Genomic DNA, 19,429 nt, shown 5'->3' on the forward strand with positions numbered 1-19,429 from the left:
CTAATCCCTTCTAAACGTAAATTCTTCAAAATCTTCGTCGTATGTTAGTCTAAACATTCCATTTTCATTAGATTGAACAAACAATAATTCTTTTTCTCTATTTCCTAATTTCATTATCTTATCCACAAATTCAACGAACTGAATACAATCTTCTTTATCCTTTTTATTCGGACGATAACCTTTTGAAAGTTTAACCATCATTTCATATAACGGATAATCAATTTCTAAATATACAGGTGCTACTTTATCTTCATTAGAAAAAGCAAGTAATATATTTAATTTAAATCGATTTAAAACCTCTGGTTCTACCCCTTTCAAATGTCCTACAAATGGCTTGATTTTAAGAGACTGTGCCACCTGAGTAGTATCATTTGAATAATCCATAAATACATAATCTGATTTCGGACGTCCGTTCCACAAGAATATCGATTCTCTCGCTAAATTATACATCTCTCTTAAGTCAGATCGATTTCCCTTATTAAAGGCATATAAATATTCCATATATTTTTTATAATTTTCATCCGCGAACATTTCATTCAAAACAGGAGATAAAAACAATGACATACGTATTAATGTTTTATTGAATACCTGTCTAGATGAATCACTTAACTCGAAGAAAGGTCCCATCTCTTCTAGCCCTTCTATCCATCCATCAAGTCCATTTAAAACTAAATGCTTTTGGAAAGTATTCTTCATATTTACTGAATTGTTTAGCTCAATTAGCATTTGATCTACACTATTTGATCGAAGATGAATAGGATCCATTTTAGAAATAACTGCTAGTAAATTTGATTTCTCTTGACCATCAAATAATAAATTCGGCAATAAAGCTTCGGTTTTTTCCATCATACCTGCCCCAAGAAAATCTTCATTCCCATGAGAGGGCACTAAAATATCATAAATAAAATTAAGCATGGAGCGTGTCGAAATAATCATCTTATGCTTAACTATTGCTTCAACTAAAATGCTTAAAACACCATCTCGTATTTGTTGCTGTTGCAATAACTCATAATTCACCATAAAGAATCCATTTATACCACGTTGCTTATCCTTTAAATAGGCTTGATAGAATGGATTTTTTTCTGACTCAACCACAATTCGCTTTAAAATAGATGAAAAGTAATCTGATTTTGGCCCTTCACTAGTTAATTCAAAAGGTTGATAATCACTAAAGCTAATCAAGTGGAAATTACCACTTTGTTGATTAGTAGCAATTTCATTTGCCTCGAATATTCCTGATTCCTCAATAAATTTTGTTAAAATTTGATAGTGCTCTTTTGCATAATCTGATTCAATAAAGTTATGCAGAACTCCTAGGTTAATAGCTAAAATCATCTTGAATCTAGAACCATCAATCTCACTATCACTATATGGCTTTAATACTTCCGCTAATGTATCAAGGGAGCTCTTTTGTGGATCAAAACTTTCCGTAGCATCATTATGCACCGAAAACTCTTCCATCAATTCAGGATATTTATTTTTTACATACGATAATAAATGTGATTTCCCATCTCCAACGCTACCACACAAGAAAATTAATTGACTTGTATTTTGCCCAGCTGCTGCTGTTAGAGCAGACATCATATCGTTCTGTATCGTTCTTTCTACATGCAAATAATCCTTAAACGAACTAAATTCATTAGGATTTTCGATAGCCTCTTGAGATGATTCTTTCAGCTTCGAGAGTTCTGCTAGTAAATAACTCTCTCCTTCTCCTAAAATAAAATCATCATACACAAAATTGTTATCTGCTTCTTCTTCATTATCCACAGACTGTTTATCTTCAATTTCTAACCCTACTGCAATCTCAGCATTATTTATTTCTGTTAATTTCTCAGTTTGATTTGATGTATTTTGTTTACTTGCAATCTCAATTAGCATTTTTAACTTTTCTTCTAAACTAGCAGATATCTTTTCTTCTAATTTCTCCACAATATGTACACTACTCTTCGGCTGTGGATGTTTGTATTTCGGGGCAACAAACTCATAACTCCCATATACCTCCATAAACCATACTGCAATTTGGAATAGATTTTTATGCATTTTAAAAGCACTCTCTACCCCACTTTCAATATGTTCATGTGCCGCTTTATTTCCTAAATAGCGAACAGTATCAAATGAACGTGAAATTTCCTTTGATAAAATATCTTCTCTTTCTAATTTTTGAATACGCTCTACTTGCTTTAAATATTGTACGTCGTACAGTTCATGCTCTTCCGCAATACGTTTTGATAATAGCTCCGCAAATATTCTTCCCTTAATTAAAACCGATTGGGGATCTTGATAAAAAATATTTTCAATATCCCTACCCATCTCCGCTAACTCTGGGAATATCTCTTGTAGAAAATCAAATGTATATTTCTCCAATGATGTAACACCTCTTAATCTAAAAATACGTTTCGAATATATTCCATATTATACAATATCTATAGAAGAATTGTTGGTATTAAGAAAAAAGGAAATTAGTGGATTTTCCATTCATAATAAAATTAAACAGTTCCCACTACTCCATTCTTACTTTTAAAAGATTACATAAAAAATAACCTGAGTCTTTAACTATAGAACCCAGGTTATCCAACACTATATACTTTTAAATTTTTCACAAAAACATACTACATTTACTTTCTAAAATAAACTTAACTGTACAACACTATCCATCTTCTCTTCTTCTTTGTTAATCTCTAAAATCCTTTGACCCATTCGCTCCACCAAATCAACCACTAAAGCATTTCCCATACAAAAGTACCTGTTTCTTTGTGGCATACCTGTATTCGTCCAATCCATCGGAAATCCATTTAATAACTCACATTCAACTGGTGTTAAGTATCTTAGTTTTTTTGTGTAAGGATCTTCAATTACATGAGAACTTCTATTACAAGTCCCTTCACTTGTTAACATTGTACGTCCAGGCTTATTTAAATCATCAGGGAAAGCCATTCCTCCCTCAGAGTAGAAATATTTATGACCTGTCGCCTTTGATATTCTTTCTTCTTTTTTAGGCCCTTTAAGGTACTTAAGTTCCTCAAATTCCGTTCTTCCCTTTTTGTTAACCTTATCCATTTTCAAGTAATATGATTCATCTGCAGGACCAAATTTATTATATGCTTTCTGAACAATCTCACCTAAAGTCTTTGGATTTTCAGTTACTGGAACTACTTCTTCAGTATATACTTGTCCATCTATCATCACGCCAGAATTATAGTATTCAGCTTTAAATGTATCAGAAACCTCAATAATATCGACCGGCAACTCAAATTGCCCTCTTTTTTTGTTTTCTTTAGGCGCTTCATGCACATTAAAAATCGGAGCGAAAAATCCATTTTCACATAATATCTCTAACGACTTCATTTTACTTTGAACTGATGCAAAATGAGATTCTTTTAAATACGCGAAAATAAATACTCTTCGCCTTCTTTGTGAATTCCCATAATCTGCAGCGTTAATAACTCGCCATTCCACCGCGTACCCCGCGTCTCTAAAGCTCGCCAGCATAATAGAAAAATCACGACCTCTTTGTTTTGCTGGTGATTTCAATAATCTATCTACATTCTCTAACAAAACAAATCTTGGCTTGCGAGAGTTAACTATGTTCATTATCTCCCAAAAAAGAACACCTTTTTTCCCTTGTATCCCTTTTTCATTTGATATTGTGCGTGCTACTGAATAATCTTGACATGGAAAGCCACCTACCAATAAATCATGCTCAGGTATTTCTGGCCAAACCTCTGCTATATCTTTATTTTCATGTATTCCTTTATTTTCGAATTGAGTGGCATAACAATTAAATGCATGCTGTGCTTTAGTTAAGGGCTCCCATTGATTCCCCCAAATAATCTCAAAATTCTCGTTCGCTTCAAGTCCTAACCTAAAACCCCCCACTCCCGCAAAAAGTTCTACTACTTTCACCATAAATACACGAACATCCCTTCGGTGTTTTATTTCTTTATGCTTCATTATAATAAAAAGTAAGGAAAAGATCAATCCCTCCATTATGAGAGTAAACACTTCTATTCCATAATATGGATTTTGGATTTCCATATCTTATTTAGTAAGAAATCCTCTGATCTTCCTTTACATAATTTTTATCTCTATAAAATTAAAACAGCTTTTTATTATATCACAACTTTTCATTTAACGGTTTCTCAGCAAACTAATTAATATAGAATACGAAAGGGGATTAATATGGTTACATACGCTACACTAGATGAACTAATGTTAAAGGCAAAAAAAGCTGAAGGACAAAAATTTAGTGAAATTGATTCAACCAATAAACTTACAACAGCAAATTCTAAAGGTGAACTTGGTCAGTTAGTAAAAGAAGAATTTTTTGGGTATGAAAGCGCCTCAGATGCGGATATTAACTTTACAAACCTTGGAGTTAAACTAAAAGTAACACCTTTTAAGCAAAATAAAAATGGTTCTTTATCTGCTAAAGAACGCTTAGTTTTAAATATCATTAACTACATGGAAGAAGTTAATACATCTTTTGAAGAGTCTAGCTTCTGGGAAAAGAACAAAAAATTATTACTTATGTTTTATGAATGGAAAGCAGATTTAAATCGTCAAGACTTCCATATCGCAAAAAGTGTTCTATTTTCATATCCTGAAGCTGACTTAGAAATAATAAAGCAAGATTGGGAAACAATTGTATCTAAGATTCGTTCTGGAAAAGCACATGAGTTATCTGAAGGTGATACAAATTATTTGGGAGCTTGTACAAAAGGAGCAAATAAAAATTCAATCCGTCCACAACCATTTTCCGAAATACAAGCGATGCAACGAGCTTTTTCATTAAAGCCATCTTATATGACTACATTAGTTCGTAGATATATCAAAAATGAAGAGTTAATAAGCTTCACAACAGCAAACGACTTAAAAGGAAAATCATTAGAGGAATTCCTTCATTCAAAATTCGAACCTTATATAGGTTTGACAGATAAAGAGATTGCTCATTCACTAGAAATAGATTCTAAACCTACTGCAAAAAATTTCATTCCATCACTGGTAAGCTCTTTACTAGGTATTAAAAACACACGTCTTACTAATATTGAAGAATTCGCTAAAGCAAATATAGAATTTAAAACAGTTCGTCTAGAGCCGAACGGAAAGCCAGAACAAAGCATGTCATTTGAAACTATTGATTTCCACCAATGGACAAATGAATCATGGGAAGAGAGCGAAATTCGAGAACGCTTCTACCAAACCAAATTCTTATTTGTAATTTTTGAATTTAAACAAACAAAAAAAGAAAACCCAAACCGCGAGCTCTACTTTAAAGGTATAAAACTTTGGAACATGCCTGTCCCTACAATAGAAAAAGAGATACGTGGACTTTGGGAAGAAGTAAACACGGTGGTAAATGAAGGTATTCAACTTGAATATAAAACACGTGGTGATAAAACCGTTGAAGTAAATAACCTACCAAAAATGAATTTCAACGGCGTTGCACATATTCGACCAAAAGCTCGTAATGGGGCTGACAAGGTCACTTTACCTGATGGACAGCAGATTACAAAGCAGTGTTATTGGTTGAATAATTCTTATATTGCTTCTGTTGTTGCCAATAACATTAACGAATAATTTACCTTAATCTATAATCTCTATACCATAAAAACACCTTCTTATTACATGCTTAGTACATGTAATAAGAAGGTGTTTTGTTATTTATATAACACTCTTATTGTAGGCATGCTATCTCCCATCATCTCAAACCAATTCCTCCTATCAACTCACCATACCCTAAATCACTCTCCTCCAAAAACCCCCTAGTCTCCCCACTATCCTTATAATAAGAATTCCACCCTCTCTCCCTCAAAATCCCCTTCCAACTCTCACTCTCCACCATCCTCTTAATAACACCATCCCAATAAGCAACCTCTTCCTCTGTCATATCTTTCGGGCCCATAATGCCTTTCCAGTGCTGGAAGATGACGTTGATTCCTTGTTCTTTCCACGTTGGGATCTCTGGTAGTCGGTCTAGTCGTTTTGGTGCGGATACGGCTAGTATTTTTATTTTGCCGGCTTTGTATTGTTTTTCGGCTTCGGATAGGGTCATGGTTGCGGCGCTGATTTGTTTGTTCGTTAGGGCGTTTATGATTTTTTCTTTGTTTTCGTAGACGAAGAATTGTAGTTCGGCTGGGTTTATGCCGAATGCTTTGCTTACTTGTACGAAGGATAGGTGATCGTCGTTTCCTAGGCCGGGGGCAACTCCGATTTTGAAGTTTTTCTTGTTTTGTTTTAGTTGTTTCATTAGTTCGTTTGCGTTTTCTATGTTTGAGTCTTTTGATACGACAACAACTTCCCAGTCCGATGCTAACGTTGCGAGCGGGGTGAAGTCTTTATATGTTAGTTTACTGTGGCCTAGTAGGTTGTTCGTTATGAGTAAGCTTGAGTTAATCGCCAGTACGTGACCACCTTTTTGTTTCGTATATTTCCATCCGACATCACCGCTGCCACCTACTTTGTTTGTGACTGTGATTGGTTTTGTGAATATTTTTTCTTCCGTGAGCGTTTTTTGCATTGCCCGTGCTGTTAAGTCCCAGCCTGCCCCTTGAACGTTTGGCGCAACGATTTCTACTTTGTTGATGTTCACTTTATTCGTATGGGATTTATCCGAGGAACAACCAGCTATTACTCCTGTCATGATCCATATACATAGTAATAATCGTTTTTTCATAGTCCTCGTCCTATTCGATATTTTCGTTCTGGTCGTCCGATAATACCGTATGTGTATTCTACTGTGCATTCGCCGGTCGCTACTAAGTATTCTAAATATCTTCTTGCGGTTGTTCTGGAGGCCCCCATTTGTTCTCCCATTTCTTCTATTGTAATGCCCTCTTCGAATCCTTTTATAATCCCTTTCACTTTTTGCAGTGTTAACGGATCAACACCTGTCGGTAAGTTTTTTATGTCTTGTGTTTGCGAAGTCCCGAAGAAGTTATCGATGAGTGCTTGATTTATTTCATTGTTACTATGTAATAGTTGCTTCTTTCTTTTATAATCTTCAATTGTACGAACAAATTTTTCTAACGTGACCGGTTTTATAAGGTAGTTGCTTACGCCGTTTCGAATTGCTTTTTCTAACATGTGGTTTTCATTCGCCGCCGTTACCATAATGACGTCAACGCTTGGAAAGTCGGCATGAATTTTTGGTAATAAGTCTGTCCCAATTCCGTCTGGTAAATAATTATCTAATAGAAGTAAATCGATTTCTTCCTTTTGTAGTAGTTCTATCGTTTCTTTTGCATTTAATGCTTTTCCGATTACTTTTACATCCTTTATTTTTAATAAAAACTCCTCTTGAATTTGCGCGACGCGGAAATCATCTTCTGCAATTGCAACCTTCAACATATGTCCATCCCCCTGTTTGTTATGTACTTTCTTTCAATGTTTTCGGAAGGTAAATTGTAAAAATAGCTCCCCCATTTTTCTCGTTTTGAATTTCAATTGTTCCCCCTAGTAGATCTACCATTTCTTTCACGTTTGCTAGTCCGTAACCACGATCATTTCCTTTCGTTGAAAATCCTTTTTGAAAAATAGTCGTGATTTTTTCTGCCGGTATCCCTATCCCACTATCTATCACTTCAAACACAATATCGTGCCCAATATCCGTAACAAAGAAGGACACATTCTTTTCCTCTTGTGTACTCACCGCATCAAATGCATTGTCGATTATGTTTCCAAGAATCGTAATAAGGTGCGAAACTTTTATATGGTCTGGTAACGGATGAAGCGCACTATCTCCTTCAATATGAAAATCAATTTTCTTCTCAGATGCTGTTCCGATTTTCCCTAATAAAATTGCTTGTACTTTTGCATCATGAATTTGATGGAATAAAATATGATTTTGGCTTTGATGAATATTAGATTCTTGCTGGATAAATTCAATCGCCTCTTTGTAATGGCCTAACTGAAGTAATCCTGATAAAACGAAAAGCTTATTTGTAAATTCATGTGTTTGAGCGCGTAAGTCCTCAGAATACTTTCTTACCTCAGATATTGTGTTCACAAGGTTTTGCAGTTCTGTTTTATCTCTAAAACTACATACAATTCCTACCGTACTGTTATTTTCAAGTATCGGTGTCATATTTAAAATAAACACTTTATCTTGAAACGCGATTTCTTGATCGTTTTCTAGCACTCTTTCCATATTAAATTCTGGTAAAACTTTTGAAATGTGTTGCTGCATATAATCACAATTTACATGTAGCATTTCTTCTGCCGAGGTGTTCATCATCGTAATAAAACCGTTTTGATCAATAGCTATAATTCCTTCTTTTATAGATAGTAATATCGCACTTCTTTCACGGTATAACGCTGCAATTTCATTCGGCTCTAAACCGAGTGTGTCTTTACGAATACTACGTGCTAAAAGAATGCCGCCAATAATTCCGACTACTAATACAGCTAAGGAAAAGAGTATAATTTCTTTCGTTCTGCTCAGTATGTTAGATTCAATACCTTTTATTAAAAACTCTACTGTCACAACGCCTACGACTTGATCGTAGTCTCCGTTATGAACAATAATGGGCGCCTTCGCCATTAAAGCAGGACCACTTTCGCCATTTCCTTCAAGCGTATAATAGCCACCAAAAGTGAGTGCTTCATAGTTATATGGATTGTTACTTTTTGTACCAATTAACTCCGAATTAGAATGGGAATACATCACCCCAAAGCGATCTTCTATAATGACAGTATCTGCGCCAGCTTGCTCACGAACTTGTTCCGCAATAGATTGAATCGTACTTTTATGCTCGTTATTCTGAAAAGCATCTTTTATAGCTGGCATAAAAGAAAGCGACTTCGCTGTTTGCAGTGCTAATTGTTCCACTTGGCGCTTCGTATCAACGGACTGAATGTAAACAAATATTCCCGCTAATAGGAGAACGACAAATAAAATTAACGCGATAATTAAGCTTACTATTTTCGTTTGTAATGACACTTTTCGTGATTTCTTCATACTTCATATCCTTTGATAAAATATTCAAAACTATCAATCTCCTTTTTCTATTATTATGACAAAACGAATAAGGAAGCAACTATTAAAACTCTCCATGTACATAAAGTACAAAAAGAATAAAATTGTCATAATATTGAGATTTCATTCTATAGATAGTACAATCCAACTATAATGAACACGCTTTCATAATTATCGTTTTATTTATAAGCAAGAGGAGGAACGATTATGGCTCAAGTAAAATCTAATCGAGTCGCCGGCAATATTTTCAAAGGTTCTGTCGGCAATTTAATTGAATGGTACGACTGGTACGTTTACTCTGCTTTCGCTGTTTACTTTTCAGCAGAGTTCTTTCCTAAAGGCGATCCAACGAGTCAGTTACTGAACACAGCGGCTATTTTCGCAGTTGGGTTTTTAATGCGCCCTATCGGAAGTTTATTAATGGGACGCTATGCGGATCGGCACGGACGCCGGGCAGCATTAACGCTTTCCATTACGGTTATGGCCGGTGGTTCCTTAATTATCGCCTGTACACCTAGTTACGAAAGCATCGGTATTATGGCACCAATTATTTTAGTTCTTGCCCGTTTACTACAAGGATTATCACTCGGCGGAGAGTACGGAACTTCCGCAACGTATTTATCTGAAATGGCTAGTAGTGGACGCCGCGGCTTTTATTCAAGCTTCCAGTATGTCACGCTCGTTGCCGGACAAATGGTTGCGTTAGGCGTTCAAATTGTTCTTCAGCAATTACTAAGCGAACCAGATATGAAAGCTTGGGGCTGGCGTATTCCATTCATTATTGGAGCGATGGGTGCAGTAGCTGTATTATGGCTTCGTCGCACAATGGATGAATCGGAGCAGTTCACAAACATAAAATCACAAAAACGCGAAAGCGCAGGAACCGTTCGCACGCTTATGAAACACCCGAAAGCAGTATTAACAGTAGTCGGTCTAACACTCGGAGGCACTGTCGCATTCTATACGTACACAACATATTTACAAAAGTTCATGGTAAACACAGTCGGTCTTCCGAAAGAAGTTGTAAGCTGGATTAACTTTGTCGCACTACTTATTTTCGTCGTACTTCAACCGATTGCAGGGCTATTATCCGATAAAATTGGACGCCGCCCACTATTAATGGCATTCGGTATTCTCGGAACATTGCTAACAGCACCGATCTTCTTCTTTATGGAAAAAACGACAGAACCAATCGTAGCATTCTTACTCATGATGGTCGGTCTCATTATCGTTACTGGTTACACTTCGATTAACGCAATTGTAAAAGCAGAACTCTTCCCAACTGAAATTCGCGCACTTGGCGTAGGTTTACCATATGCACTAACAGTTGCGATATTTGGCGGAACAGCTGAGTTCATCGCATTATGGCTAAAGAGTATTGGGATGGAATCACTATTCTACTTTTATGTAGCTGGATGTATCGCAATCAGCTTTATTACGTATTGGCGTATGGATGAGTCATCGAAGACTTCGCAAATTGAGGCGGAGCTTGGTAGTGGGGATACATTAGTTAATAATAAATCTAGTTAAAATGATGTATTCTATAATCTTCGTTTATCTGAACTCGATGTACTTTATCTAAGAAGGCATAATTCATTAAGATATAATTTAAAAACCTCTACTTATATGTAGGGGTTTTTGTATGACGAAAAAACACGTATTATCGACAATTGCAAAAAGCCGGAGATTTTGCCAATGTAGAATCCATTGGTACTCACACCATGCGAAAAACCTTCGGCTATTGGTTCTATAAACAAACAAAAGATGTTGCTATGTTACAAGAAATTCTTAACCATAGCACACCACACATCCATATGGAATATATTGGAATTAACAAAGAAGAAAAAGATAATATTCTTGATACATTTCAAATTTAATTCACTTAAAATTACTATTTCAATCATCATAAAAAAGACCTTTTATTTTAAAATAAAAGGTCTTTTTTATACACATATATGTATTAAGATTTATATTTTTTTACTGTACAAGGAATAGTTACAATGTACAAATCTATAGCATAGATTGTAACCCAGATACCTTTACCTTCAGCTTCTAACTTTTTATCTAGTTGAGACAAATGCTCTGAAACTTTTCTTTTTCCCCATCTTCTAGGAAACCATTGAAAAACCTTAGGAACATTATATTTTTTATTATACCAAGTATTCAATCTCCAAAAAATGAAAAAAACCAAAACAATAATTATGATATGAAAAATATCAGAATATGAAATTCCTAAAACCATATTATATTTTCTCCATTTTCACTAAAACTCAGATAATTTACTTCTTAATTCTAATTCATCCTCTGTTTCGAAACCCTTAAATAATAAATGAATTATTTGATTATGATTAAAAAACACATTATATTCTTTTGATAAATTACCATGAGGATATGGACAAGAAACATAATCGCATAATTTATTATCAGCTTGTTGTTGCTTTCTTCCATAAATCATAAGAGGTTGATTAATTTCTTCTATAAGAGCTACAGAACCAATTGGTAATAATTAGCCTCCAATTGGAAAATAAGAGACGAACAAAGACAATCTACTCAGCTCTCCTAAGGTTTTAATAGTTTAATATTTGATTTTCAAGTTTGCCTTCACAAATTCCTGTTAACACTAATAATAAGAAGAACAGGCCGTAAAACGGGCGATCAATTTGATCATATAGGTCATACGCTTCGCCAAGTGGAACATCCGAATCATGTGGTTGTTCACCCTGTAACAATTACTAACAGCGCGTAGAAAACATTTGGATAAATAAGAGGCAAATAAATGATTAAAAAGTTGTAACCCCTACTATAAGAAATACTATTATTACCAAAGGAAGAATGATAATCATAAAGGATATTATTATTGTTAATAATGCTTTCCATGCTGAAAATTGGTGTGCTTCTCCTAAACATTTTAAGGAAATAATGATTGTCCAAATTCCAATAACTATATCAATTATGGCAAAAATAAGAAACAAAATCGTTAAAGTTATGCTACTCTCCATTTTCGGTGTCTCACTCGTAAAGTTTTCTATCCCAAACAAGAAAAATGAAGGCACCCAAACTAATATAAGAGAGTAAACGTAAGGGATATAAGAATAGGCAACTGAGTAACGTGTTTTCTCAAAGGTACCTTGTCCACCAAGTTTTTTTGCCACCCAATTAAATAACGCTGGTAACAAAAAATAATAAATTAAGAAGGCAACGAAGGTACCGAATATAACCATTGAGATTAATGAAACTGGACTACTTATTGAATCCGCCATATTTTTAGAAGATGCTCGATCTAAAGTCTGTACGAATGAGCCTAGTAAAATGAGTAAAAACACATTCTTTGGTTTGGATATAAAAATTTCTTTCATTGTATCACGTGGTTTTGTCCAAATGGAGAACCAAGGATTAAGCGCACGTTTAAATTGATTTTCTGGAGTTTCCATATAAAAAACATTCCCCTTTCTTAAAACATATTAAATTTAAATCCCTAATTATCCCAATTATGTACATATAAATATTAAAGCATAAATAGTCGATTATTTAAATGTAAATATTCAATCATTTAATTTCATCTGAAACTTAGGGGGAGTGCTTCTTAGCAATTACCTCTATATTTTCTTACATTTTTAACTATGGGCTGATTAGTTACTTTCATTTTTGAGTACCTCACATTCTTTAATACACGGGATAAACAGCTATAATCTTATCATTAATAAGAACAAACCTAATTTCCATTCCTTCAGATGTTTTACCACAATATAATCTTCCACTTATACATCTTTTATTGCTATAAGCCTCGTGAATGGCTTCCATAAGAAGAATGCGATTATATACTTGAAATGCAACAAATTCTCTTTAAAAGCCTATACGTATTTTCCCTCCATCTTCTATATGCTTCCGTAAATAATAATACTTATGGAGTTCTATAATCATATAAAACAAACCAAATGAAAACACTGTGCATGCACACATAAATACAATCGCACCCATCTGTTGTGTTGCAATGCTAAGAATTATATTAGCAATTAACTGCCCCGATCCCGCTGCAATAGCTGCTACTTTTACACCACCAGTTCCTTTCGACGATTTTGATTTTTTTCTTGGTTCCTGAAGTTTTTCAATATGATTTTTATAAAAAAGATACAAAGCAAAACCATACAAACCAAATGAAAGAATAAAATAGATGGGAGTTTGTAATTGTAACACTTCATAAGCATATTTTTGAGTTATAACTAATAATCCGACTGAACATATGGTGCCATATACTCCTCGAAATAGAGTGTATTGTAACTGTCGTTTCCGAGGATTGATAGCAATCCATATCGCCCACAAATTTAAAAAAATAACTGGAGGAGTTATTACATATACATAGAGTAATTGAAAAGGATTCGCAAACGCAGGCAAGAGAACAAACACGTCTGCCCCCAAAAGGACAAGGACAATTACGTGGACTCTTATTTCATTTACAGGATAAAGAGCCATATAATGTGCAAAAGCTTTCTTATTAAAATCTATACTTTTTTTCATGTTAATTAAACCACCCTGCTACTGTTCCAATCAGTAAAAGTTTCATAACTATTCATTCTCTCCCCCTAAATTTATCCATAATATTATGAGCAACTATATTCCATAGTAAAGAAAGTACGGTAACAAAAAGTACAGCTAAAGAAAAATAAATCCTATCCTTCCATGTATCATATACAATCATGCCTAGTATAATCATTATTAACGCACCAACACATATAACTATTTTTGAAAATTTTCGCATTCTATTATCTCGCTTCCTTCTCAAACTTAAATGAAACTCCTGCGGAATCTATAACCATACCCACCTATTACAATCTCACCTTTGGAACTTATATCATAATCACCTAATACAGGTATATAATTAGGTATCTTAATTTTAGTAATTTCCGCTTCATATGTTTGTAACACTATCAACGTTTCAAATGTCCTTTATACATTCCTTATCTAATTTTTAAAAACAAATCCAAACTATATATTTAAAAAAATAAAAGCGAACTCATAAATGCCAACTTTTACTTTTTATTTTTTAATATAAATTATGAAAGATTTAAAATTAATTCTGCTAAACTATCACAAATAACTTCGAAGCTTCCGCTTTCATAATCTTCTAATTTCACTTGTCCATTTCCATTATCTACAACTACCAGGAAACCATTAAATTCCATACCAATAGGAATATTATTCAGTTGATTATCATGTGCGCCTTGGTATCCTTGTAAAGATACATAAAAATCATGCAGTTCAATTCCTGGTATAACGGGATTTAATTCAAAATCATAACCTAAATAATTACCTCCTAAGTCTAAAAACCAATAAGAATTATAATATTCTTTAATTGAATTATGTAATTGTATCCCCAAATCTTTTTCTATATCAGAAAAATCATGAATTATATTTTTCTCTAAAGGTTTCCAAAATACGTACCCCTCTGTATCTGGTTCTCCTTCATAGATAAAAGCCTCTGCTTCTTCTATCCATAAAGATTTTGGCAATGAATTATTAGAGTCTTGCCACTCTCTAATTATTTTATCAAAACAATTTTCCATTTCATTTTTCATTTTTTTATTTACCTCCTAATGTATGATGTTCAATACATTTCTGAAGCATTTCTACATATTCTGCATCTTTTCCCCATGCTCCAATCGCTTTTTCTGCGTTATGAATCCCTCTAAAACCTTAATGATTTAGAGGGGAATTTCCATATCACATAAGTAATATCATTTCTTATCAAATTTACTGTGTATCAGTTCAAAGAATTTATTTGCACCAAGTGAAATTGCGCCAATAATAAGAACACCAATAATAAAATAAATCTTTTTAAATAAGTTGTAAGGAGATAAAATAGCAACTGCAAGAAGTATTATAATTGCAACGAATGTGACTAATTTCCCAACTTTAAATGCTTGCATATCAGCTTTCCTCCTTCTGGATAAAAACAGCCAATATAGTCATACATCACAGGTTCTTTAACCATAAGTTTTTGTTTCCTTCCATAAATCACAATACTTAAAATTCAATAAACCTCTTTAAAAGGTTTCATGTGTTCTACCCCCATCTTCTATATGCTTCCTTAAATAATAGTACCTATGGAGTTCCATAATGAAATGAAACAACATAAACGAAAGCATGGAGTATACACACATTAATACAATTGCTACCATCTTTTGTGTTGCAAAACCAAGACTGATATTAGCAATGAGTTGACCCAATCCTACAAAAGCCACTACTCCAAAACTAGAGTTTTTTTTCGATGATTTTGATTTTTTGATTGATTCCTGAAGTTTTTTAATATGATTTTTATAATAATAATGCAAAGCAAAAATATACAAACCAACCGAAAAAATAAAATAGATAGGAGTTTGTAATCCTAACATTCCATATGCAAACTTTTGGGTTATAATTAATAATCCTACTGAACATACGATGCCAAATACCCCACGAAATAGAGTGTATTGTAATTGCCGCTTCCTAGGATTTATAACAATCCATATTGCCCATACATTTAAAAAAGCAACTGGTGGAACTATTATGTACATATATATCGGTTGAACAGGATTCGCAAAAGCAGGTAAAAGCACAAATATATCTGCTATCCCAATCACAAGAGTAATTATAGTCGATCTTATATCATTTACAGCATAAAGAGCCATATAATATTCAAAAGCTTTTTTATTAAAATCTGTATTTTTTTTCATGTGAATTAAACCACCCCGCTACTGTTGACTAAGTTTTTTTCACACCCGTTTTCACCATATCTTTAATACTATCATCTTCACCATCATCATCTAAATCAACATCCCATTTCACACCTTCTGTGAAATATTATTCCCTTCTCGAAAAGAAGATCAACCCATTAATAAAATCTAGGCTTATCAAAAATTTCAAAAAGCCGGAGATTTTGCTGGTATGTCCAAGTTTAGTAGATTACTTGCAAGAACTTCGCACCAAAACCACCTTAAATCAGTATGCCACAATTATCATAAAACAAGTTAAATACCAACGTAATCAAAAGTTATTCGAAGCATCTAGAGCAGCATATGAAATTGGCAGAAAGGAAGATATTTAGATAGGAAGAATTTTTTTCATAAAAAAGACATGCTAAATTATAGCATGTCATCTTTTAAAGATTTCTACCAAAACGTTTAAAGTATTCTTACTAAAAGGATATTTATAAACAAAAGCTTTATTTACATTTCTAATAACTTTTCACGTAAAACTAATTCTTCATCTGTCATGTATCCTTTATGCATTTCTTCTGTGATTTTATCGTAGTTAAAACACAACACATTCTCATTACCTATAAATCCAATAGGGTAAAGAACACCTACATAATCAAATTCACGTTTATCTTCTGAAATAGCCATTCTTCCAATAATCATAACGCTTTGTTCCATATCTTCTAGCTTAACTACTGTTCCAATTGGTAATAGTTTCATTGATACTTTTGCCTCCTAAATATTGAATAAATTCCGAGAATTATAAATCTACTATTTTTTCTTATTGTCTATACGTTTATAGATATACTCTACTGTAAAGTATGCAATAACATTGCAAATTAGCAGCAAACCTATAAGTAAAATTTTATCTTCTAACCGTATAGTAGAAGAAGCCCCAATTAACAACATAAACATAATACATACAGTAAAAGTCAGAATTCTATTTATTGTACGCATATCTTAATTACTCCAGTCTTATATTAATCCCGTTTTTTTGTAAATTTATCATAAAATTTCTCTTGCGCCCACCGTCCAAATTTTAAAAAACATATTAAACCTGCTCCCAAAAGAATGAGAACGATAGTTCCTAACAACTTTTCCCACCAATTGTTGGATGGAGTAATCATTAACCCTATAATAGATACGGATATTACGACATAAACTAAAATATATAATGGTTTATACGATGGTGTTTTCATATCATTTTTTCTCCTCAGATTTTTCAAATTTAAAACTACTTCCCACAGTAAACCCCTCTAAAACAGGAACTGTTATACCAGTTTCTTTTCCAACGCTACCTTTCAAACCTATTGCGCCCAATCCCAAATCACCTTTAATTTTTAGATCTGTATCTCCAATAATTGGCAACCAATCTGGAAAATGTAGCATACTTACTTCTACTTCATACTTAAGTGTAGAAGCTTCCGATGCTGCTTTTAAGGAGTAATCGTCAATACCTGCTACAACTTCTCCTGAAAAAATTTTTTGAGTAACTGTAACCTCTCTATCTTTTAATTGTATAATACCTAAAGGTGTCATGAAAGGAATTGTGGATTTAAATTTATATGAGTTATCTAAAATACCTGCTTCCCCTTTTAAACCAATAACTTTACTAGCAAATACATCTTCTTTTAAACTCTTCCAATCATAGGGTATATTCACATCCAATTGCCCAGCTATAGCCTTTGTTGAAAGCTCATCAATATATCGTTCCTTAGTAAGCTTATCACCATTAGAGAAGCTGCTCTTTTTTCCCATTATAGACCCTTCAGCCTCAAATCCAATTCGCTTTCCTTCTTTACCCTTTACTGATCCCTCCATGAACTTAGCATCTTCGTCTCGTGACTTTTTCTTATCTGCTTCAAGAGTTTTCTTTTCTGTAATTTTCTTTTCTGTAATTTTCTGAATAGGCGCTATCCAATCCATATTCAACCCTTGCGTACTAAATGTACCACTTGCAGGACTAAAGCCTTTTCCACTTTGAACTTCCGCCAAACCTGTCGCAATGCTAACAGCTAGTTGGAGAGCAGTATCATAATTACTACTAGAAGTATAATTAAATTCATATAGATGTTCTAGTTTTTCTTGCAGTTTTTGCCTCATCACAGTAAAAAGATTTACCATAGCTTCCATACCTGGGATTGGCATAGCTTGACTGATGGCTTCCATACTTGCTTTCATTCGGTCAATTTCTCGAATTTGTTCTAATATTTCTTGTTCAATTACATCTGTGGAAGCGACTTGTGATTGAAATTGACTTGGAAAAGCATCGTTCTGGCGAATTAACTCTTCACACAGATAAATGATTCCTTGCGCTAAAGGACGAAAGGTTTGTACAAAAAATGATTTTGCACTGCTATACGTTTGCCCTTGTAACACAGTATCAATTGCAAAGGCATCAATTGACTGAATGACTTGTTCCATACCTTGAATAGTAGCGTTACATACAGCATTCATACTTTGAGTTTGGCCTTGTACTTCTCCTAAATACATATTTAAGCTCATGCATTGACCTCCCTCGCTAATTGTTGTTGTTGATAGGAAAGATCGTTTTCTAAATCATTAAGGTCTCGTTTTTCTTTAAGCAACGTTTCTTTTTGGTTTTCTAATTCAAATGTGACTTTTCGTTCAATATGTTGTGCCTCTTGATATGTATTCATAAAAAACTGAGACATTTCTCTATCACCATGCCAAGTTCCTAAAATTCGATCAAACAAACGATGGTTTCGACCTCTCCATTCATAAAAATCTGCTTCCGCTTGCTCCTGAATGTGAATCGCGGATTGATTTCGGTCTTGTTCTTCAAATACACTTCTTAACTTTTGATTTACTTGATTGATTTGTTTTTCAATATCTTGACTCATTATATTCCTCCTGCCATTTTACCTTTACGTAGGTTGTCACATTAGCGAAAAGTGTTGTGAAGTTCGTTATCCATTCTCTCAAACTCTTGGGCTACTGAATGAATATTATCAACCGCTTGTTGAAAGGCAGCGGAAAATTGTTTCGTCAAGTCTAACATTTGTTGATTCGCTTCTTGTGCTTTGAAATTAACAGATAATGTTGTACGCGTCGCCTTTGTTATAGAACGATTTGTTGCACTTTGGATTATATTCGAAGCTGTTCTCATCTGCGTAGCAATTTGTTGTGCCGTTTGAAAATTACTTTGAAATTGTCCCATCACTCAAATCCTTTCTCTAATTTTCAGAAGATGCCAAAGAAACCCCAATAAATATATGAAAATTCCCTATTAATATCACTCTTTTTAAACGTGTGTCCAGCTAAGTTGGGCATGCAATCAAATGAGCCATACACTATAAGCTGTATGGCTCATTTGAAATGCCTGTTATATAGAGTATGACAATTTTTATTTCAAACCGAAATTACGTGATAATTCTTCATCATGAGAAGCAACAGCTTCTGCAGTTTTATTAAGCTGCATATTAATTTCTTGTAATAGCTGTGCAAAGTTTTGTACTTTTGGCTTTAATTGATTGAACTGTTGATCAAAACCTTCGAAAGCACGACCTTCCCATTCTCCTCTTAATTCATTTTGTAAGTTTTGTAGTTGACTTAAAATGTCCTCAATTTGATTTGCACCTTGTCCATATCGAGCCGCTTTCGATTTAAGCTCCTCTGGTGACATACGAATTTGTCCAGCCATTTTCATTTCCCCTTTAATACATAATGAGCAAAATATAAATTGGTTAATTTTACTAAA

The 19,429-nt window shown here is 33.8% G+C and carries 21 protein-coding genes and 2 pseudogenes; 3 read left to right on the forward strand and 20 right to left on the reverse strand.

From position 1 onward, the window contains the following. Both dptF and dcm read right to left on the reverse strand, forming a co-directional pair. Positions 1-2,367: a DNA phosphorothioation-dependent restriction protein DptF gene (gene dptF, locus AU379_RS22505; protein ID WP_061139738.1), complete on the reverse strand. Its 2,367-nt coding sequence runs from the start codon at positions 2,365-2,367 to the stop codon at positions 1-3. Between the two features lie 258 nt (positions 2,368-2,625). Continuing rightward, positions 2,626-3,909 carry a DNA (cytosine-5-)-methyltransferase gene (gene dcm / locus AU379_RS22510; protein ID WP_061139775.1) on the reverse strand — a complete coding sequence of 428 codons (1,284 nt, stop codon included), beginning with the start codon at positions 3,907-3,909 and terminating at the stop codon, positions 2,626-2,628. 273 nt (positions 3,910-4,182) lie between these two features. Between dcm and AU379_RS22515 the strand changes: the two genes are divergently transcribed. Continuing rightward, the gene (locus tag AU379_RS22515; RefSeq protein WP_061139739.1) at positions 4,183-5,580 is read left to right on the forward strand and encodes a Sau3AI family type II restriction endonuclease; all 1,398 of its coding nucleotides are present in this window, start codon (positions 4,183-4,185) and stop codon (positions 5,578-5,580) included. A gap of 121 nt (positions 5,581-5,701) precedes the next feature. On the opposite strand, the gene AU379_RS22520 is transcribed toward AU379_RS22515, so the two are convergent. The 3 genes from AU379_RS22520 to AU379_RS22530 are packed head-to-tail and all read right to left on the reverse strand — an operon-like array spanning position 5,702 to position 8,959. After that, positions 5,702-6,676, reverse strand: coding sequence for a tripartite tricarboxylate transporter substrate-binding protein (locus tag AU379_RS22520; protein ID WP_061139740.1), 975 nt, complete (start codon positions 6,674-6,676; stop codon positions 5,702-5,704). After that, positions 6,673-7,350: a response regulator gene (locus tag AU379_RS22525; RefSeq protein WP_061139741.1), complete on the reverse strand. Its 678-nt coding sequence runs from the start codon at positions 7,348-7,350 to the stop codon at positions 6,673-6,675. Before AU379_RS22525 ends, AU379_RS22520 begins: the two co-directional genes overlap by 4 nt. Positions 7,351-7,369: 19 nt before the next feature. After that, positions 7,370-8,959 (reverse strand): sensor histidine kinase, encoded by a 1,590-nt coding sequence (locus AU379_RS22530; RefSeq protein ID WP_061139742.1) that lies wholly within the window; start codon positions 8,957-8,959, stop codon positions 7,370-7,372. Positions 8,960-9,184: 225 nt separating this feature from the next. Here AU379_RS22530 and AU379_RS22535 point away from each other — a divergent pair, with 225 nt between their 5' ends. Both AU379_RS22535 and AU379_RS22540 read left to right on the forward strand, forming a co-directional pair. Next, a complete protein-coding gene (locus AU379_RS22535; protein WP_061139743.1) occupies positions 9,185-10,507 on the forward strand; it encodes an MFS transporter in 1,323 nt (440 codons plus the stop codon). Between the two features lie 131 nt (positions 10,508-10,638). After that, positions 10,639-10,854: pseudogene (locus AU379_RS22540) on the forward strand (tyrosine-type recombinase/integrase); the annotation flags it as partial. Between the two features lie 83 nt (positions 10,855-10,937). Here AU379_RS22540 and AU379_RS22545 read toward each other — a convergent pair. The 15 genes and pseudogenes from AU379_RS22545 to AU379_RS22610 all read right to left on the reverse strand — a co-directional run bounded on the left by AU379_RS22545 (position 10,938) and on the right by AU379_RS22610 (position 19,372). After that, a complete protein-coding gene (locus AU379_RS22545) occupies positions 10,938-11,219 on the reverse strand; it encodes a hypothetical protein (RefSeq protein WP_000242737.1) in 282 nt (93 codons plus the stop codon). A 21-nt stretch (positions 11,220-11,240) separates the two neighbouring features. Beyond that, positions 11,241-11,474, reverse strand: a complete 234-nt coding sequence (locus AU379_RS22550; RefSeq protein ID WP_073990571.1) for a DUF4176 domain-containing protein — start codon at positions 11,472-11,474, stop codon at positions 11,241-11,243. A 70-nt stretch (positions 11,475-11,544) separates the two neighbouring features. After that, positions 11,545-11,706, reverse strand: coding sequence for a hypothetical protein (locus tag AU379_RS30705; protein WP_043328555.1), 162 nt, complete (start codon positions 11,704-11,706; stop codon positions 11,545-11,547). Between the two features lie 51 nt (positions 11,707-11,757). Continuing rightward, complete coding sequence (locus AU379_RS22555) at positions 11,758-12,408, reverse strand: Yip1 family protein (RefSeq protein ID WP_000449722.1); 651 nt, start codon at positions 12,406-12,408, stop codon at positions 11,758-11,760. Positions 12,409-12,820: 412 nt separating this feature from the next. Further along, positions 12,821-13,492: a hypothetical protein gene (locus AU379_RS22560; protein WP_061139744.1), complete on the reverse strand. Its 672-nt coding sequence runs from the start codon at positions 13,490-13,492 to the stop codon at positions 12,821-12,823. Between the two features lie 536 nt (positions 13,493-14,028). Further along, positions 14,029-14,550: a SecY-interacting protein Syd gene (locus AU379_RS22570; protein ID WP_000787235.1), complete on the reverse strand. Its 522-nt coding sequence runs from the start codon at positions 14,548-14,550 to the stop codon at positions 14,029-14,031. Positions 14,551-14,709: 159 nt separating this feature from the next. After that, a complete protein-coding gene (locus tag AU379_RS22575; protein ID WP_061139745.1) occupies positions 14,710-14,901 on the reverse strand; it encodes a hypothetical protein in 192 nt (63 codons plus the stop codon). Between the two features lie 11 nt (positions 14,902-14,912). Continuing rightward, positions 14,913-14,996 (reverse strand): annotated as a pseudogene (locus AU379_RS30355) (DUF4176 domain-containing protein); the annotation flags it as partial. A 22-nt stretch (positions 14,997-15,018) separates the two neighbouring features. Further along, the gene (locus AU379_RS22580) at positions 15,019-15,687 is read right to left on the reverse strand and encodes a hypothetical protein (RefSeq protein WP_061139746.1); all 669 of its coding nucleotides are present in this window, start codon (positions 15,685-15,687) and stop codon (positions 15,019-15,021) included. A 492-nt stretch (positions 15,688-16,179) separates the two neighbouring features. Then, on the reverse strand, positions 16,180-16,428 hold the full coding sequence (locus AU379_RS22585) for a DUF4176 domain-containing protein (RefSeq protein WP_000771621.1): 249 nt from the start codon (positions 16,426-16,428) through the stop codon (positions 16,180-16,182). Positions 16,429-16,688: 260 nt separating this feature from the next. After that, entirely contained in the window at positions 16,689-16,907 is a 219-nt protein-coding gene (locus AU379_RS22590; protein WP_000856866.1) for a hypothetical protein, read from the reverse strand. Between the two features lies 1 nt (position 16,908). Beyond that, positions 16,909-18,213 (reverse strand): T7SS effector LXG polymorphic toxin, encoded by a 1,305-nt coding sequence (locus AU379_RS22595; protein ID WP_000056055.1) that lies wholly within the window; start codon positions 18,211-18,213, stop codon positions 16,909-16,911. Next, the gene (locus AU379_RS22600) at positions 18,210-18,572 is read right to left on the reverse strand and encodes a DUF3958 family protein (protein WP_061139747.1); all 363 of its coding nucleotides are present in this window, start codon (positions 18,570-18,572) and stop codon (positions 18,210-18,212) included. Before AU379_RS22600 ends, AU379_RS22595 begins: the two co-directional genes overlap by 4 nt. A 41-nt stretch (positions 18,573-18,613) precedes the next feature. After that, positions 18,614-18,889 carry a TIGR04197 family type VII secretion effector gene (locus AU379_RS22605; protein ID WP_000529653.1) on the reverse strand — a complete coding sequence of 92 codons (276 nt, stop codon included), beginning with the start codon at positions 18,887-18,889 and terminating at the stop codon, positions 18,614-18,616. 186 nt (positions 18,890-19,075) lie between these two features. Continuing rightward, entirely contained in the window at positions 19,076-19,372 is a 297-nt protein-coding gene (locus AU379_RS22610) for a WXG100 family type VII secretion target (RefSeq protein ID WP_000918591.1), read from the reverse strand. Positions 19,373-19,429 lie beyond the last annotated feature (57 nt).

The organism is Bacillus sp. JH7, assembly GCF_001563515.1.
In the GTDB taxonomy this organism is placed as follows: Bacteria; Bacillota; Bacilli; order Bacillales; family Bacillaceae_G; genus Bacillus_A; species Bacillus_A cereus.

Coding starts and splice junctions, on each gene's coding strand:
- dcm (WP_061139775.1), bottom strand. CDS start 3,909: ATGGTGAAAGTAGTAGAACTTTTTGCGGGAGTGGGGGGTTTTAGGTTA.
- AU379_RS22515 (WP_061139739.1), top strand. CDS start 4,183: ATGGTTACATACGCTACACTAGATGAACTAATGTTAAAGGCAAAAAAA.
- AU379_RS22520 (WP_061139740.1), bottom strand. CDS start 6,676: ATGAAAAAACGATTATTACTATGTATATGGATCATGACAGGAGTAATA.
- AU379_RS22525 (WP_061139741.1), bottom strand. CDS start 7,350: ATGTTGAAGGTTGCAATTGCAGAAGATGATTTCCGCGTCGCGCAAATT.
- AU379_RS22530 (WP_061139742.1), bottom strand. CDS start 8,959: ATGAAGAAATCACGAAAAGTGTCATTACAAACGAAAATAGTAAGCTTA.
- AU379_RS22535 (WP_061139743.1), top strand. CDS start 9,185: ATGGCTCAAGTAAAATCTAATCGAGTCGCCGGCAATATTTTCAAAGGT.
- AU379_RS22545 (WP_000242737.1), bottom strand. CDS start 11,219: ATGGTTTTAGGAATTTCATATTCTGATATTTTTCATATCATAATTATT.
- AU379_RS22555 (WP_000449722.1), bottom strand. CDS start 12,408: ATGGAAACTCCAGAAAATCAATTTAAACGTGCGCTTAATCCTTGGTTC.
- AU379_RS22560 (WP_061139744.1), bottom strand. CDS start 13,492: ATGAAAAAAAGTATAGATTTTAATAAGAAAGCTTTTGCACATTATATG.
- AU379_RS22570 (WP_000787235.1), bottom strand. CDS start 14,550: ATGAAAAATGAAATGGAAAATTGTTTTGATAAAATAATTAGAGAGTGG.
- AU379_RS22575 (WP_061139745.1), bottom strand. CDS start 14,901: ATGCAAGCATTTAAAGTTGGGAAATTAGTCACATTCGTTGCAATTATA.
- AU379_RS22580 (WP_061139746.1), bottom strand. CDS start 15,687: ATGAAAAAAAATACAGATTTTAATAAAAAAGCTTTTGAATATTATATG.
- AU379_RS22585 (WP_000771621.1), bottom strand. CDS start 16,428: ATGAAACTATTACCAATTGGAACAGTAGTTAAGCTAGAAGATATGGAA.
- AU379_RS22590 (WP_000856866.1), bottom strand. CDS start 16,907: ATGAAAACACCATCGTATAAACCATTATATATTTTAGTTTATGTCGTA.
- AU379_RS22595 (WP_000056055.1), bottom strand. CDS start 18,213: ATGAGCTTAAATATGTATTTAGGAGAAGTACAAGGCCAAACTCAAAGT.
- AU379_RS22600 (WP_061139747.1), bottom strand. CDS start 18,572: ATGAGTCAAGATATTGAAAAACAAATCAATCAAGTAAATCAAAAGTTA.
- AU379_RS22605 (WP_000529653.1), bottom strand. CDS start 18,889: ATGGGACAATTTCAAAGTAATTTTCAAACGGCACAACAAATTGCTACG.
- AU379_RS22610 (WP_000918591.1), bottom strand. CDS start 19,372: ATGGCTGGACAAATTCGTATGTCACCAGAGGAGCTTAAATCGAAAGCG.